Below are 15,456 nucleotides of genomic sequence, written 5' to 3' on the forward strand. Positions count from 1 at the left end.
AAGTAAGATGACTGTGCGAAGGTGGCGGAATTGGTAGACGCGCTAGCTTCAGGGGGTAGTGTCCTTACGGACGTGGGGGTTCAAGTCCCCCCCCTCGCACCATAAACCACGTTTGATAGCGCTCGCACTGTGCGAAGGTGGCGGAATTGGTAGACGCGCTAGCTTCAGGGGGTAGTGTCCTTACGGACGTGGGGGTTCAAGTCCCCCCCCTCGCACCAGATATCTTATATCCCTCTTATATGACTCCCCAGTTACACCATCGTCTTCAGATTCAGCAGCATTAGTATCATTCCTCCAACCAATGCAATGCCCGAGGGCAACAAGACAAAATGTCGCAGACGTTTGTGGTAAAGCATCGCTGGCGTTAAGAGTAGACCGAGAAAAATGACCACCCGCCAGGCACTTACCGATAAATCCGCCAGCACTAATGCGGCAACGATCGCGCCCGGTATCGCAAGCCCCCACCAACTTCCCAGCGCCCGCTGTAGCATGGTTTCATCTCTCCAGTTAAGAATGATAACCAATACGATATGATATATTTTCTCATTTGTCAGCAGGCAAGGCAGCATGAAGATTGCTCATCTTCTAATGACAGCCATTCAGTAAGGTGATAAATTAAGCGCTGCTTAAATTAAAATTCAAATCACTAATATTTCGCGATGATTGTTTCATTGCGCAACTTCTTTTTTCAGACTCGTACGCAGTGTTAACTTGCGGATAAAAAACGATTTATAGGTATGACATCACAAACATGGCAATCTCTTTGCAATAAGAGGTATCGGTTGTCCCTACGACTCTTTTTACTGCTTAACGCAATTTCAGCCCTGTTTTCCATGGCGTTGCCGCTCTACAACCAAAGTGCCTTTACGCTTCCGGTTGGTGCTATTTTTGCGCTCAGTATCATCTTACCGGCATGGCACAAATTTCACCCGAAGAGCAAAATTAATATCTCCTTGATTTCTCTACTGTTTGGCTGCCTGTGGGCGTGGCATGTCATCATAAAAGCAAGGCTATTAAGCGAAAATACCTCTGCTTATCTTCTCATCGCTCTGCTCAGCGTCTTATTCATCGGATCAATTGCTTTTTCAAACAACATCATCGCCTTCTTGCTGCATTCGTTACCGGTTTTTGCCGCCTGTCTGTGGCTTAACGCGTCGCATAATGAGATCCGCCTTATCTACAGTTTCGCCTTGCCGGTGATTGGGATTGCTATCCAGCATGCGATTCAAAAACGTAATGATAATTTTGCCCATGCGCTGATGCAGCGCCTGGTGCAGGAGCGAAAAACCCTTAACGACCTGAGCATGCTGGATCCCTTAACCGGTTTGTATAATCGCCGGGGTTTGCAACATAAACTTAATAACCTGCTGGCGCTGGATGACAGTTCCCGTTTTGTCTTACTGCTCGATATCGATCACTTCAAAGCTTATAACGACCATTACGGACATATGATGGGCGATCAGGCGCTGATCCGCGTCTCTGCGGCATTGCGCGATGCGGTACATTCCCGCGATATTGTGGCGCGTTTTGGCGGCGAAGAATTCATGATTTTGCTGAATAATATCGACCAGGAGCAGGCGCGACTGACCGCTGAGCAGATTCGGCAGAAAGTATACGACTTAGAAATTCCGCATATGTTTAATGAAAGCGTGGCGACCAACGTCACGGTGAGCATTGGTATCGCCCCGCTACAGGATCATGATATTGAGACTGCTCTCGCCCGCGCTGACAAAGCACTGTACGAAGCGAAGCATTTAGGCAGAAATAGCATTCTGGTCAGTGGGGACTTACAGCTCGCCTGAGGCGCGCCAGCGCTAACTTTACGATAAAAATCTTGCTATCGATTTTACCTCTGGCTAGGATTGGCAATCATTATCATTTAGATTCCTAATTCAGCTGGCGCTATGACTTACCGTACCGCATCGATCATGCAAGATGTTATCTGGCGAGGCAGCCTCATTGATGAGCGCGACTCGCTGGCGAATGCCATGCGGGAAACCATCACCAGCACTCGCGCGCATCTGCTCGATTTTATCCGCCTGAATGAACCTGCGCCTTACAGTACATTAACCCTGGCAGAGTGGTCACGCCCTGCGGCGCTGCAATCGCTTATCGCGACCTACTCCGATCATATTTACCGTAATCAGCCCATGCAGCCGCGTGAAAACAAACCGCTGCTTTCGCTATGGGCGCAGTGGTATCTCGGGTTGATGGTACCGCCGCTTTTGCTGACGCTATTAACGCAAAAAAGCGCGATTAACCTCGCGCCTGATAACTTCCACGTCGAGTTTCACGAGACGGGTCGTGCCGCCTGTTTCTGGATGGATGTGCACCAGGATCGCCACCTGACATTGCAAACGGACGTTGGGCGTATTGAAGCGCTGACCACTCAAGTCATGGCGCCGGTTGTTCAGGCGCTTGAAGCCACGGGCGATATTAACGGCAGGCTCATCTGGAGCAATACGGGCTATCTGATGAACTGGTACCTGGGCGAGATGATCCCGCTGCTCGGCGAGACGCGTGTTGCCGCCCTGCGTCAGATCTGCTTCTTTGAAAAACAGCTTTCCGACGGCAGTGATAACCCATTATGGCGTACCGTGGTCTTACGCGACGGCGCGCTGGTGCGCCGGACATGCTGCCAGCGCTATCGTCTGCCGGATGTTCAGCAGTGCGGTGACTGCACGCTGAAGTAAATAAGGGGCGATCACCGCCCCTTTTGTTTTATGCAACTTGTTGTTCATCCTCTGCGCGCCGCGCTTCTTCCGCTTCCTGTTCCAGCAGCTGTTTTTCATAGACTTTAAAAAATGGGTAGTAAATCACCGCCGAGATACAGGCCAGCAGCACGACCAGAATCGCCGCGCGGAAATCCCAACCCAGCGCCCAGGCGCCGCCAATTGGCGCGGGCGCAGTCCAGGGAACGACCGAAATAACCCGCCCGATAAGATCCAGTTTCATTGCCGCCCAGGCGATGATCGCATTGATCGTCGGCGCCAGCAGGAACGGAATAAAAAACACCGGATTCATCACGATTGGCGTACCGAAAATGACCGGTTCATTGATATTGAAAATGCTTGGCACAATGCTCAGACGCCCGATCGAACGTAAGTGCACAGAACGGCTGCGTAAGTAACAGAACACCAATCCCATGGTCGCACCTGATCCACCGACCACAATAAAGAACGTCCAGAACGCTTCCATAAAGATGTGCGGCAGCGGCGCGTTTTGCGCCAGGGCGCTCTGGTTAATGCCGAGATTGGTAAGCCAGAACATTTGCAGCATCCCGGAGACAATCGCAGCACCGTGGATGCCCGCAAACCACAGCAGATGACCGATAATCACCGCGAGCAAGATGGCAGGCAAGGAATCTGCCGCCGCGACAAGCGGTTTAAACAGCGCCATGATGGCCTGAGGGATCAACATATTAAATTGCGACTGGATCAACAGACTGAGCGGATAAAGCGTCAGGACGACCACCAGCACAGGGATCAGCAAGTCGAAGGAGTTTTTGATCATGGGTGGAACTTGATCCGGCAGGCGGATGCCAATGTTATGCGCCTTCAAAAAGCGCATCATTTCCACACAGTAAATGGCCACCAGAATCGCCGTGAAAATACCGGTTCCGCCGAGGCTATCGACGGGCAGCGTGCCGCTGGTTTTCGGTGCTGCGATCAATAAAAACGCCATCAGCGACAGCATCGCACACATAAACGGATCTAACTGGTGCGACTTCATATAGTGCTTACCAAGGTTGTAAGCGATCGCCGCGCAAATATAGATAGACATAACGCCCATCGTCATATCGAAAGGCGTAAGGATCCGCCCTTCGTACTGCTTCGCAAGATCCAACCAGCCACGGGCGAAACCCCAGGTTGTATCAGGCGAAAACGGCGGATAAGCAAAAACCAGCAGGAACGATCCAACAATCATAAAGGGCATCGCAGAAATAAAACCGTCGCGGATAGCCATGACATGACGTTGGGAAGAGATTCGCCCGGCAATCGGGCTAACGTAATTTTCGATGAACCGGAAAATGAGATTAAATGCAGCATGGTTGGCAGACATAGCAGATCTCCTATCAGGCTAAAGGGTAATAGCACCAGCAACTGTTCTGCCGCGCAGCGATCTTCTGATATCTGAAACCATGCTGATTGGCGAACCAGCATTACTGCAACGTAGGGTCGGTTTCATAGATGGCTCTTTTAATTTTAGGGGCAGAGGGAAATGACAAAATGAGTATTAACCCGGCTTGTTAGCTGTGCAACCGGTTACTGTAACCGGTTTCCGCGATTGTGAAGGGGATCGTGAAACTTAATGTCAGCGGTTTGTTATGTCGGGATATTTACACGGATAACTGGCTTGTGACAGATTAACGACGGTCTTTCGCTGGAGAACATCATGAGTTTGCAGTCCGTGCGGCAATTTTTTGCCGACAACGCCCCCGACATCGATATTATTGAATTGAATCAAAGCACAGCAACCGTGGCGCTGGCGGCGTCCGCCCACCATGTCGAACCGGGACAAATTGCCAAGACACTTTCGTTGAAAGTGAAAAACGAAGTGATTCTGGTCGTCGCTAAAGGCGATGCCCGCCTTGATAACAAAAAGCTCAAAAGCACTTTTGGAGCCAAAGCACGCATGTTGAGCTGCGATGAAGTCGTCACCATTACCGGACATCCGGTGGGCGGCGTCTGTCCATTTGGGCTGGAAACACCACTGGCTGTTTTTTGCGATGTGTCGTTAAAACAGTATCCGGAAGTGCTACCTGCGGCGGGCGCTATCCACAGCGCGGTGCGCATCTCCCCGGACAGAATGGCGGAGCTTACTCACGCAAAATGGATTGATGTGTGCCTGTAGCGCTGTTGCGCCAGGCGCGACACCTGGCGCTTACGCGTACTAAAGACAGGGGCTACATTAATTCAGACGCCACCCGAACACTGGGTGGGATCCACGTCAGTATATCTGCGGCATCAAGCAAGCCAACGTCGGACGTCACCCCCAGCTTCGTCATGGCATTAAATTTATGCGCGCGAATGGTTTTGACATTCCGGTGCAGCTGCGAGGCGATTTCAGCCACGGAAAAGCCCCGCGTCATATAATTCAGGATCTCCCGCTCTGTCGGACTAAGCATTCGATACTGGCGTACGTACCAATGATTAATCATGTTTTCATTAACGCGCCGGGTCTCTCCAAGCAGCGTCGCGAGCTGCTCCTGTAACACAGGCAACACATAGGATTTACTCAATATCCCATGTAACCGCGAGGGAGAAAGATGCCCCACTAGCCGCGCTTCCCGATCGTCTCCCGCTAACACAATGCGCTGTACGCCCGAATGAGAAAGGGAGAGCAGATGCAGACACATCAAACACTCCCGCCTCTCCTTACGTTGACCAAATAGCGAATAGATGACAGAAAAAAAAGATGTCTGTCTTAACGCCTGACGAAACGCTAAATGATCTTTAAAAAAATGAAAAGAATAGTTACTGAGAGTTGACTCATTGAATAAATTCTGTAGCCCCTCCCGACTCATCATACATTTTTCTATGATGGCAACGTTTCTTGTTTGGCTAATTTTTTCCATTCATTGTGGTCTCCATGTGCTGATCCGAGATTCAGCTCTTTCATTCCCTGGTGGCTATTAATCCATGTATACAAGTCTGCATTACTTCGCAGCGATAATCGTCTCATTGCACTATTTTTTTGTGCGCTGACGGTTTTATTACTTTTTTTAAGCAACATTGCGATTTGATTTATTCCCCATCCTTTTCCGAGTAGGCGTAACACTTTCCTCTCTGAAAAAGTCAGTATTTTGTGCGTTGAAAGTGTTTCTTCTTCCCTGTTCTGCGTTGCAAAAAGCAATGTTTCACTCACCTTTTCCACATCTTCATATCCCTCGCGGACGGCGTTAATCACACCCTCGACAGGCTCTATATGAGACAGCAGTATTGTTTGTGGCTGTAGCAAAAAATCCACCGCATCAGGATAAAGTTCTGGGGAAATAAAAAAGAGCCAGCGTGCTTTATCGTATTGAGAAATCAATGAATAATATTGCTCGCAACGCTTTTGCGCAAAACGCAGCTCGCCAGTTAAATCAATGATAATCAATCTGGCGCACGCTAACTGCGACAGCGCGATCTCCTCGACGGTAGAGTAATACGTTAATTCGTATTCAGGAAAATGACGCTCAAATATGCTGCCTATCCCGGCCCGAAGTACGGGTGCCTGGCTAATAATAATCCCGTGATTGCCGCCTGGTGATAGCATAAAAACCTCCGCTTCCATTTGCGTTTTCAACCAATCCTCGTTATGAGTATTTACTTAATCGGTACCAATAATACGTAGGTTAGCAATAATGTTCCGAAAAGGGTGCTGTAAGAATTGTTGGAATTTATGATTAGCAATTAAATATAACTCTCTAAAATCATAATATTGCCAACTTGCATGACAACATAGCACAACGCATCTTCAAATACTCAGTGCCTGATTAAAAATAAAATAAGAAAGCTCAAATAATCAGGATGCATATAATTGAGAGATAACCAATAACCTTAATAAATATTTAAGCCATCCTGTAAATTAAGAATATTAACGCTTTCAAGTAATATCCGTGGCATGCTTTCTGTATCTGTTTTTTTCCTGCCGATTAACATGCTGCATGGATACTGTGATGAGGTGATTTCATCAATAGTTGTCGCTGTGATTTATTGCACAATTCTTGATCTACTTTAGCGCCACGCTGCCTGTTTCCTGTGCTAAAAATAGTCATTCCGTTCCACCCTTTGCGAACGCCGTTGCAATACGACCAGGGTTAACATGCAAACAGACCAGTCACCACAGCGGGCTATTACGCGGCTGTGTATTCAGTGCGGCCTTTTTTTGTTACAGCACGGCGCAGAGAGTGCGCTGGTTGAGGAGTTATCAACACGCCTGGGGCTGGCGCTCGGCATGGACAGCGTTGAAAGCTTAATTTCCTCCAACGCCATTGTCTTAACCACTATCAAAGATGGGCATTGCCTGACGTCAACCCGCAAAAATAACGATCGCGGAATCAACATGCACGTCGTAACGGAAGTGCAGCACATTGTGATTCTCGCAGAGCATAAGCTGCTGGATCGTGAAGGTGTAGAAAAACGCTTTGCCCAGGTTAAGCCGCTGCGCTACCCGCGCTGGCTGGTCACGCTGATGGTTGGGCTTTCCTGCGCCTGTTTTTGCAAACTGAATAACGGCGGCTGGGATGGCGCACTGGTGACCTTTTGCGCCAGCAGTGTCGCCATGTATGTGCGGCTGGTGCTGGCAGGCAGACATATGCACCCGCAAATTAATTTTTGTATCACCGCCTTTGTTGCCACCACGGTATCGGGTTTGATGTTGACGCTGCCCGCCTTTCTGCACTCATCCACCGTTGCGATGGCCGCCAGTGTGCTGTTGCTGGTGCCGGGTTTTCCCTTAATCAATTCCGTTGCCGATATGTTTAAAGGCCATATCAATACCGGGCTGGCACGTTGGGCAATCGCCAGCTTATTAACGCTGGCCACCTGCATCGGTGTGGTCATGGCAATGACACTGTGGGGGTTACGCGGATGGATATAATCACCTTCATTCTGGCGCTGGCACAAGATATGGCACTGGCGGCAGTTCCGGCCATTGGATTTGCGATGGTCTTTAATGTTCCCCATCGTGCGTTGGGCTGGTGCGCGTTGCTCGGCGCAATCGGTCACGGCTTTCGCTTTGCCATGATGTACTGGGGTTTCAATATTGAATGGTCAACGTTTGTGGCCTCGATGCTGGTAGGGTGTATTGGCATCCGCTGGTCACGCTGGTACCTGGCGCACCCGAAAGTGTTTACCGTGGCGGCCGTCATTCCCATGTTTCCAGGGATTCCCGCCTACATGGCGATGATTTCAGCCGTCAAAATCGGCCATTTTGGCTACAACGAAGAGTTGATGATCCTGCTGCTGACCAACTTCCTGAAAGCGTCATCTATAGTTGGTGCGCTCTCCATCGGCTTGTCGATCCCGGGCCTCTGGATCTACCGCAAACGCCCACGCGTATGATCTGATAAAAATAACTTGCAATTAAATCGTGCGCTATCTATATTCAAAAACATGAAAACATCGACACCGACCGCGACAGAGCAGCTCGCGTTAGATAACCAGTTTTGTTTTGCGCTCTATTCAACAAACCTGGCGCTGCACAAGCTCTATCGGCAGCTACTGACGCCGATGAACCTGACCTATCCGCAATACCTGGTGATGTTGGTACTGTGGGAAAAAGACGATATTACCGTGTCGGAGATTGGCGAGCGCCTGTTTTTAGATTCCGCCACGCTGACACCGCTGTTAAAACGTCTGGAAAGCGCCGGGCTGATTAATCGCCAGCGTTCGCGCCAGGATGAACGCCAGGTGATTATCACCCTCAGCGAAAGCGGGCGCGGCTTGCAGCAGCAAGCGGAAGCTATTCCGCAAGCGATACGCTGTGCCATGGCCTGCGAAGATGCAACGCTGCGCGATCTCAAGCAGCAACTGGAGCAGCTTCGCCAACAGTTTCAACGCGCATAAACTCCCTCATTACGAGTTTATGCCCGAAAATAAGTAGCACGCGATTTTATAGCAAACACTCAAGATAATAAGGAACCTGCCATGTCTTTAGAAAAAGTTGTCTATACCGCCAAAGCCAAAGCAACCGGAGGCCGTGACGGCCGCGCTACCTCATCTGACGGCGTACTGGACGTCAAACTGGGCGTACCGAAAGAGATGGGCGGTGCAGGCGGTGAAGTCACCAACCCGGAGCAACTGTTCGCGGCGGGTTACTCTGCCTGCTTCCTGGGCGCGATGAAATTTGTCGCTGGTCGCGACAAAATCGCGATGCCGAAAGATGCCTTTATCGAAGGTGAAGTCGGTATCGGCCCGCTACCGACTGGTTTTGGTATTGAAGCCAAACTCAATATTCACCTGCCGGAGATGGACGCCGCGGAAGCCAAAAAACTGGTCGACGCCGCGCATATCGTTTGCCCTTATTCCAACGCCACGCGCGGCAATATCGACGTTACGCTCAATATCATCGCGTAACGCGCTCAATTTGCTGACGCTTTTGTGAAAATTAAAAGCCGGGGAAACCCGGCTTTTTGCATGTTCTGCTGCCCTTTTTCTGCACTGTGTTAGTATGTGTTTTTGTCATCGAAAACGCATGACACCCTATCCGTAGCAACCTGTTTGAGAACGCGTTATGTCTTCCAGAATCCTGACGTCGAATGTTATCGGCATTGATGAATTTATGCGCGATCACGCCAACGTACTGGCACGTGCGGAAGGCGGTGCCGTTGCTGTGTTTGCGAATAACAGCCCCGCGTTTTATGCCCTTTCACCGCAGCGCCTGGAGCAACTGCTGGCGCTGGAAGCCAGTCTGGCGCGACCGGCGAGCGATGTCGCCCTTGATGCCCAATTTTATGAAGAACCCACCGCTGCACCGGTCAATGTGCCGATGGGGAAATTTCCTATGTATGCAGGCTGGCAACCGGATGCCGATTTCCAGCGCCTGGCAGCCATGTGGGGCATTGCGCTCGCGCAGCCCGCCACGCCGGAAGAACTGGCGTCTTTTGTTGCGTACTGGCAGGCGGAAGGGAAAGTGTTCCACCACGTGCAATGGCAGCAAAAGCTGGCCCGCAGCCTGCAAATTGGGCGCAGCAACCAGAGCGGCACAGCGAAACGCGATATCAACACACTTTCCGAACCAGACAATCAAATCCCACCAGGCTTTAGAGGTTAACGATGAAAAACGTCGGCGAATTGATGAAGCGGCTGCAAAAGATGATCCCTGCCAACGTCGAGCCCGCGTTTAAAACGGGCGAAGAGTTGATGGCCTGGCAAAAACAACAGGGCGAGCTGCGCTCGGCGGCGCTGGAGCGTGAGAACCGCGCCATGAAAATGCAGCGCACGTTTAATCGCTCCGGCATTCGCCCCCTGCATCAAAACTGCTCCTTCGATAATTATCGCGTCGAGTCAGAAGGCCAAATGCGCGCCCTCAGCCAGGCACGGCAATATGTCGAAGAGTTCGACGGCAATATCGCCAGCTTTATCTTCTCGGGCAAGCCGGGAACCGGTAAGAATCACCTGGCGGCGGCCATTTGCAATGAGTTGCTGTTACGCGGTAAATCGGTGCTGATCATTACCGTTGCCGACATAATGTCGGCCATGAAAGAGACTTTTGGTAACCGGGAAAGCAGCGAAGAGCAGTTGCTGAATGATTTGAGCAGCGTCGATTTGCTGGTGATCGATGAAATCGGTATGCAAACCGAGTCCCGCTACGAAAAAGTGATTATTAATCAGATTGTTGACCGCCGCTCATCCTCTAAGCGTCCAACCGGCATGCTGACCAACAGTAACCTGGAAGAGATGAACAAATTGCTGGGTGAGCGCGTGATGGACAGGATGCGTCTCGGCAACAGTTTGTGGGTGATCTTCAACTGGGACAGTTACCGCAGCCGCGTCACCGGCAAAGAGTATTGAGAGTTTTCCCATCCGTGGCGCGCCCGCGCCCGGGTGTATACTGCCCGCTTTCGTACTCATTCAGGATTTACCCGATGAAATTCGCCCAACGGCTGCTTTTCAGCGCTGCCCTCGGCAGCGCGCTGCTTTCCGGTTTCACCAACGCTGCCTCCTGGCAGGACACCCTTTCCAGCGCCGCCAACCAGTTGAGCCAGAATCAGTCATCTTCTTCACAGCAAGGCGGCTTGTCGCTCTCTTCCTTGAGCGGGCTGCTGAACGGCGGTAATCAGGCGCTCAGCGCCGATACCATGAATAATGCCGCGGGCGTGATGAGCTGGTGCGCCAAAAATAAACTCTCAACCCTCACCAACACCGAGAACGTGAAAAACCAGGTGCTGGAGAAGTTAGGTCTGGGTGCAACGGAGCAAAAAGAGGACACCAACTATCTGGAAGGGATTCAGGGAATGCTGAACACCAAAAACGGTGAGCAGTTGAATCTGAGCAACATCGGCAGCACGCCGCTGGCAGAAAAAGTGAAATCGAAAGCCTGCGATATCGTTCTCAAACAAGGCGTCAACTTCCTCTCCTGATCCCGTGCCGCGTTGCTCCCAACGCGGCTTTTCCCTCAGATGCGACATTGATCACCAATACGCTTTTCTAAACCAATTCTGAATAAACCGCAGATAAGATGACACTACAATTGCAGGTATGTGACATCGCCATTAAATTGTATGCCCTGTTACAAATATTAATGGCCAGTAATATTTCTGGTGTTATTGAGGAATGACGGTTGTCCGAATTGCTCTCTCTTGCCCTGTTTATCGCCTCGGTGGTGATTTACGCCTTCAAAGCGGGTCGTAATACGTGGTGGTTTAGCGCCACGTTGTTCGTTTTGGGCTTATTTGTTCTGTTAAACATTACGCTTTACGCCAGCGACTATTTTACCGGTGATGGCATTAACGATGCGGTGTTATACACCCTCACCAATAGCCTCACAGGCGCGGGCGTCGGTAAATATGTGCTGCCCGGCGCGGGCTTAATTATGGCGCTGGTCGCGGTGTTTTGCGCACTCGGCTGGGTGCTGCGACGCCGCCGTCATTTACCGCATCATTTCGGCTACAGCCTGCTGGCGCTCGCCCTGGCGCTGGGTTCGGTGGACGCCAGCCCGGCGTTTCGCCAGATAACAGAGCTGGTGAAATCCCAGTCGCGCGACGGCGATCCGGATTTTGACGTCTATTACAAAGTGCCTGCCAAACAGATCCCGAATCCCAAACTGAACCTGGTCTATATCTACGGCGAAAGTCTGGAACGCACCTATTTCAACGACGACGCCTTTCCCGGCCTGACGCCGGAACTCGGTGCGCTGAAAGCCGAAAGCATCGATTTTAGCCATACGGAGCAGTTGCCCGGCACCGATTACACCATCGCCGGCATGGTCTCTTCGCAGTGCGGCATTCCGCTGTTCGCACCGTTTGAAGGTAACGCCTCGGCATCCGTTTCCAGCTTTTTCCCGCAGAACCTCTGCCTTGGCGACATTCTGAAAAACTCCGGCTACGAAAACCATTTTATTCAGGGAGCGAACCTGCGTTTTGCCGGTAAAGATGTGTTCCTGAAATCCCACGGTTTTGACCACTTAATCGGGGCTGAAGAACTCAAAACCCAGGTGGCCGATCCCCACTACCGCAATGACTGGGGGTTCTACGACGATACGGTACTGGATACGGTCTGGAAGCAGTACGAGGAACTCTCCCGTTCCGGCAAGCGTTTTTCCCTGTTTGCGCTAACGGTGGACACCCATCACCCGGATGGTTTTATCTCGCGCGGCTGTGAGCGCAAAAGCTACCGTTACGATGGCAAAGCGAACCAGTCTTTTAGCGCCGTCACCTGTAGCCAGCAAAATATTGCGCAGCTGATTAATAAGATCAAAGCCTCGCCGTGGTTTAAAGATACGGTGATTGTGGTGTCGTCGGATCACCTGGCGATGAACAACACCGCGTGGAAATACCTCAACAAACAGGATCGCAGCAATCTGTTCTTTGTCCTGCGTGGCGATGAACCACAACAGGATATTTCCGGTATTAAGCGCAGCACCATGGATAACGGCGCAACCGTGCTTGATATTCTCGGCGGTGATAACTTCCTCGGTCTCGGGCGTAGCAGCATTTCCGGCCAGTCGCTCTCCGGCGTCTTTCTGAACATGAAAGAAAAAGTGCTGGCGTGGAAGCCGGATATCATCCGCCTGTGGAACTTCCCGAAAGAGATGAAGGAATTCACCATCGACCGGGATAAACAGATGATCGCTTTTTCCGGTAGCCAGTTCCGCCTGCCGCTGTTGGTGCGCGTATCCAACAGAGTCGAGCCATTACCCGAAAGTGAATACTCCGCGCCGCTGCGTTTCCAGCTGGCAGATTTCGCCCCGCGCGACAACTTCGTGTGGGTCGATCAGTGCTACAAAATGGCGCGGCTGTGGTCGCCTGAACTGGCGCTTTCCACCGACTGGTGTGTTTCGCAGGGGCAACTGGGCGGCGAACAGCAGGTACAGCGCGTCGATAAAGCGCAGTGGAAAGGTAAAACAGCGTTTAAACAGACGGTTATCAGCACCGACCGCTACCATAAAAATGTCGATACCCTGAAGGTCGTCGACGATAATATCCGTTATAAGGCGGACAGCTTTGTCTTTAACATCGCGGGCGCGCCAGAAGAGGTGAAGCAGTTTAGCGGCATTTCCCGCTCGGAAAGCTGGGGTCGCTGGTCGAATGCGCAGCTGGGCGAGGAAGTCGCCATCGAATATAACCAGCCGCTACCGGAACATTTCGATCTGGTGATCACCGCCAAAGCCTTTGGCCCAAACGCTCATCGCCCGATCCCGGTTCGCGTGGGCAACGAGGAGCAAACGCTGACGCTGGGTAATGATTTGAGCACCACGACGCTGCGCTTTAATAATGCGTCGCGCAGTAACAAACTGGTGATTGTGCCGCCGGATCCGCAGTCAACCAACGAGGGCAATATCCTCGGTCATTCGCCGCGCAAGCTGGGGATTGGGCTGGTCGAGATAAAAGTGGTGAAAAGCGAAGGGTAAAAAAACGCGCCCTGCATCACAGGGCGCATCGGGCGATTAGAAGGTTTCCCAGTTATCGCCCGTATCAGCCGTAGCCACTTTGCGCGCCGTTGCCGGAGCCGCTTTACTTATGCCCGCCGTCTTCGCCGCGGCATTACGTTGCTCGTTCATAATGCGGAACACCGCCACAGCCTGCGTCAGGCGGCTGGCCTGCTCTTCCAGCGCCGCTGCCGCAGCGGCGGACTCTTCCACCAGCGAGGCGTTCTGCTGCGTAACGCGATCCATCTCCGCCACGGCCAGGCCAACCTGGTCAATGCCGCGGCTCTGCTCGTCGGAGGCAGAAGCGATCTCACCCATGATATCGGTGACGCGGGTGACCGCGTTCACGATCTCATCCATGGTCTCACCGGCGCTTTCCACCAGCGTTGAACCGAGTTCGACGCGCCCTACGGAATCTTCAATCAGGCTTTTGATTTCACGCGCTGCCTGGGCACTACGCTGTGCCAGGTTACGGACTTCCCCCGCCACCACGGCAAAACCACGGCCCTGCTCGCCCGCGCGGGCGGCTTCGACCGCCGCGTTCAGCGCCAGGATATTGGTCTGGAAAGCAATGCCGTCGATCACGCTGATAATGTCGGCGATTTTCTGCGAGCTGGCGGTGATGTCACGCATGGTCTGCACCACGTTATCCACCACTTTGCCGCCTTTCTGCGCCGTTTCTGACGCGCTCAGCGCCAGGTTGCTCGCCTGACGGGCGTTTTCGGCGTTCTGTTTCACGGTCGCCGTCAGCTCTTCCATGCTGGCTGCGGTCTCTTCCAGAGACGCCGCCTGCTGCTCAGTACGGGAAGAGAGATCGTTATTGCCGACAGAGATTTCGCTGGCACCGCTGTAAATTGCATTCGCGCCATTACGCACGTCGCTCACGGTACGCACCAGTTCACTCTGCATATGGCGCAGGCTATCGGCCAGCACGCCCATTTCATTGGAGCCCTGCACCTCAATACGCTGCCCCAGATCGCCACCGGCAATATGACGGATGTTATCGATCAGGTGATTAAGTGGCGCAATCAGCGCGCGTTTGATACCGACCCAAACGCAGATGATCACCAGCAGAACCACAATCAGCACGGTGATGATGATCCAGACGGCAGAGCCGTAAGAGCTTTCGCTGTCGGCTACCGCCTGGTCATACAGGCGATCGTTTTGCTGAAGGTAATTCACGTACTGCTTCTCAAAACCGTCCTGATAACCCTGCGTCGGCTGATCAAAGAACTCGTTGATCTTGCCCGCGCCGAGCAACTGGATCAGCTCCGCCAGTGCGTTGTGGTAAATATCATAGTTACGCTTAATTTCCGCCGCCGCGTCGTCGCTCTGACGCGGATCGCGCGGCAATGCCTGGTAAGCATTCCAGTTCACTTCCGCCTGTTTTAACGAGGTGCTGGCAATCTGCATCAGATCGGCAACGGTCGCGCCGCTGCCAATATTGTTCTGATCCATCATGTAGCGGATACCCGCGCGGTTCAGGGTGTTACGCGTTTGCAGCAGTGCGACCCAGCTACCGTTGAGGGTCGATTGCTGCTGACGAATGGTTTGTAAGACGGTGAAGTTTTCTTTGTCTTGTTTCAGCGAGTTGAAGAACAAGCCGCCGGAAGTGAGTTGTAAAAGGCCAAATAATCCGAGCACTAACAACAAGCTGGTAACGATTTTAATACGGGTTAACATGCTTTCTCTTCCCTTATAAATAGATGTTAGATTTTCGGCCTGGAAAGCGAAAACTTTATGGGAGAATGTGCTAATTTACAACGGCCAAAACAGAGCCATTTTCTTTCGCTTTTCCTCTTTTTACATTTCCCGTGGCAGTGATTTTGCGTGATCTCTTTCACATAATTCTTAGACCGCACAAGGCCTTAAAACCGC

The 15,456-nt window shown here is 51.9% G+C and carries 16 protein-coding genes and 2 tRNA genes; 13 read left to right on the top strand and 5 right to left on the bottom strand.

Annotated features, from left to right (window positions below; all coding sequences use genetic code 11):
• The first annotated feature begins 15 nt into the window (after window positions 1-15).
• Window positions 16-102: transfer RNA gene (locus Q5705_13280), tRNA-Leu, on the top strand.
• Between the two features lie 29 nt (window positions 103-131).
• Window positions 132-218: transfer RNA gene (locus tag Q5705_13285), tRNA-Leu, on the top strand.
• A gap of 33 nt (window positions 219-251) precedes the next feature.
• Here Q5705_13285 and Q5705_13290 read toward each other — a convergent pair.
• A complete protein-coding gene (locus Q5705_13290) occupies window positions 252-491 on the bottom strand; it encodes a DUF1435 domain-containing protein (protein ID WLI79027.1) in 240 nt (79 codons plus the stop codon).
• Between the two features lie 246 nt (window positions 492-737).
• Between Q5705_13290 and Q5705_13295 the strand changes: the two genes are divergently transcribed.
• Both Q5705_13295 and fhuF read left to right on the top strand, forming a co-directional pair.
• Window positions 738-1,802, top strand: coding sequence for a GGDEF domain-containing protein (locus tag Q5705_13295; protein WLI75567.1), 1,065 nt, complete (start codon window positions 738-740; stop codon window positions 1,800-1,802).
• 102 nt (window positions 1,803-1,904) lie between these two features.
• The gene (gene fhuF, locus Q5705_13300; GenBank protein WLI75568.1) at window positions 1,905-2,693 is read left to right on the top strand and encodes a siderophore-iron reductase FhuF; all 789 of its coding nucleotides are present in this window, start codon (window positions 1,905-1,907) and stop codon (window positions 2,691-2,693) included.
• A 28-nt stretch (window positions 2,694-2,721) separates the two neighbouring features.
• Here the strand turns inward: fhuF and Q5705_13305 are convergent, their stop codons facing one another.
• On the bottom strand, window positions 2,722-4,062 hold the full coding sequence (locus Q5705_13305) for a PTS sugar transporter subunit IIC (GenBank protein WLI75569.1): 1,341 nt from the start codon (window positions 4,060-4,062) through the stop codon (window positions 2,722-2,724).
• A gap of 333 nt (window positions 4,063-4,395) precedes the next feature.
• Here Q5705_13305 and Q5705_13310 point away from each other — a divergent pair, with 333 nt between their 5' ends.
• Window positions 4,396-4,854 carry a YbaK/EbsC family protein gene (locus tag Q5705_13310; protein ID WLI75570.1) on the top strand — a complete coding sequence of 153 codons (459 nt, stop codon included), beginning with the start codon at window positions 4,396-4,398 and terminating at the stop codon, window positions 4,852-4,854.
• A 52-nt stretch (window positions 4,855-4,906) separates the two neighbouring features.
• Here the strand turns inward: Q5705_13310 and bglJ are convergent, their stop codons facing one another.
• Together bglJ and Q5705_13320 are read right to left on the bottom strand one after the other, a co-directional pair.
• A complete protein-coding gene (bglJ, locus tag Q5705_13315; GenBank protein ID WLI79028.1) occupies window positions 4,907-5,527 on the bottom strand; it encodes a DNA-binding transcriptional activator BglJ in 621 nt (206 codons plus the stop codon).
• An 11-nt stretch (window positions 5,528-5,538) separates the two neighbouring features.
• Window positions 5,539-6,261 (bottom strand): LuxR C-terminal-related transcriptional regulator, encoded by a 723-nt coding sequence (locus Q5705_13320; protein WLI79029.1) that lies wholly within the window; start codon window positions 6,259-6,261, stop codon window positions 5,539-5,541.
• 549 nt (window positions 6,262-6,810) lie between these two features.
• Between Q5705_13320 and Q5705_13325 the strand changes: the two genes are divergently transcribed.
• From Q5705_13325 to opgB, 8 genes are all read left to right on the top strand, one after another.
• Entirely contained in the window at window positions 6,811-7,587 is a 777-nt protein-coding gene (locus tag Q5705_13325; GenBank protein ID WLI75571.1) for a threonine/serine exporter ThrE family protein, read from the top strand.
• On the top strand, window positions 7,578-8,051 hold the full coding sequence (locus Q5705_13330) for a threonine/serine exporter (protein WLI75572.1): 474 nt from the start codon (window positions 7,578-7,580) through the stop codon (window positions 8,049-8,051). The genes Q5705_13325 and Q5705_13330 overlap by 10 nt, the downstream gene beginning before the upstream one ends.
• Before the next feature lie 51 nt (window positions 8,052-8,102).
• A complete protein-coding gene (locus Q5705_13335) occupies window positions 8,103-8,555 on the top strand; it encodes a MarR family transcriptional regulator (GenBank protein ID WLI75573.1) in 453 nt (150 codons plus the stop codon).
• A gap of 81 nt (window positions 8,556-8,636) precedes the next feature.
• A complete protein-coding gene (locus Q5705_13340) occupies window positions 8,637-9,065 on the top strand; it encodes an organic hydroperoxide resistance protein (GenBank protein WLI75574.1) in 429 nt (142 codons plus the stop codon).
• A 157-nt stretch (window positions 9,066-9,222) separates the two neighbouring features.
• Window positions 9,223-9,762: a primosomal protein DnaT gene (gene dnaT, locus Q5705_13345; protein ID WLI75575.1), complete on the top strand. Its 540-nt coding sequence runs from the start codon at window positions 9,223-9,225 to the stop codon at window positions 9,760-9,762.
• A 2-nt stretch (window positions 9,763-9,764) separates the two neighbouring features.
• Window positions 9,765-10,502, top strand: coding sequence for a DNA replication protein DnaC (dnaC, locus tag Q5705_13350; protein WLI75576.1), 738 nt, complete (start codon window positions 9,765-9,767; stop codon window positions 10,500-10,502).
• Between the two features lie 74 nt (window positions 10,503-10,576).
• The gene (locus Q5705_13355) at window positions 10,577-11,071 is read left to right on the top strand and encodes a DUF2501 domain-containing protein (protein ID WLI75577.1); all 495 of its coding nucleotides are present in this window, start codon (window positions 10,577-10,579) and stop codon (window positions 11,069-11,071) included.
• 200 nt (window positions 11,072-11,271) lie between these two features.
• The gene (gene opgB / locus Q5705_13360) at window positions 11,272-13,560 is read left to right on the top strand and encodes a phosphatidylglycerol--membrane-oligosaccharide glycerophosphotransferase (GenBank protein ID WLI75578.1); all 2,289 of its coding nucleotides are present in this window, start codon (window positions 11,272-11,274) and stop codon (window positions 13,558-13,560) included.
• A gap of 36 nt (window positions 13,561-13,596) precedes the next feature.
• Here opgB and tsr read toward each other — a convergent pair whose 3' ends face one another.
• Entirely contained in the window at window positions 13,597-15,261 is a 1,665-nt protein-coding gene (gene tsr / locus Q5705_13365) for a methyl-accepting chemotaxis protein (GenBank protein WLI75579.1), read from the bottom strand.
• Between the last annotated feature and the right edge of the window lie 195 nt (window positions 15,262-15,456).

The sequence above is a fragment of the Kosakonia sp. H02 genome, from assembly GCA_030704225.1.
Taxonomy (GTDB): Bacteria; Pseudomonadota; Gammaproteobacteria; order Enterobacterales; family Enterobacteriaceae; genus Kosakonia.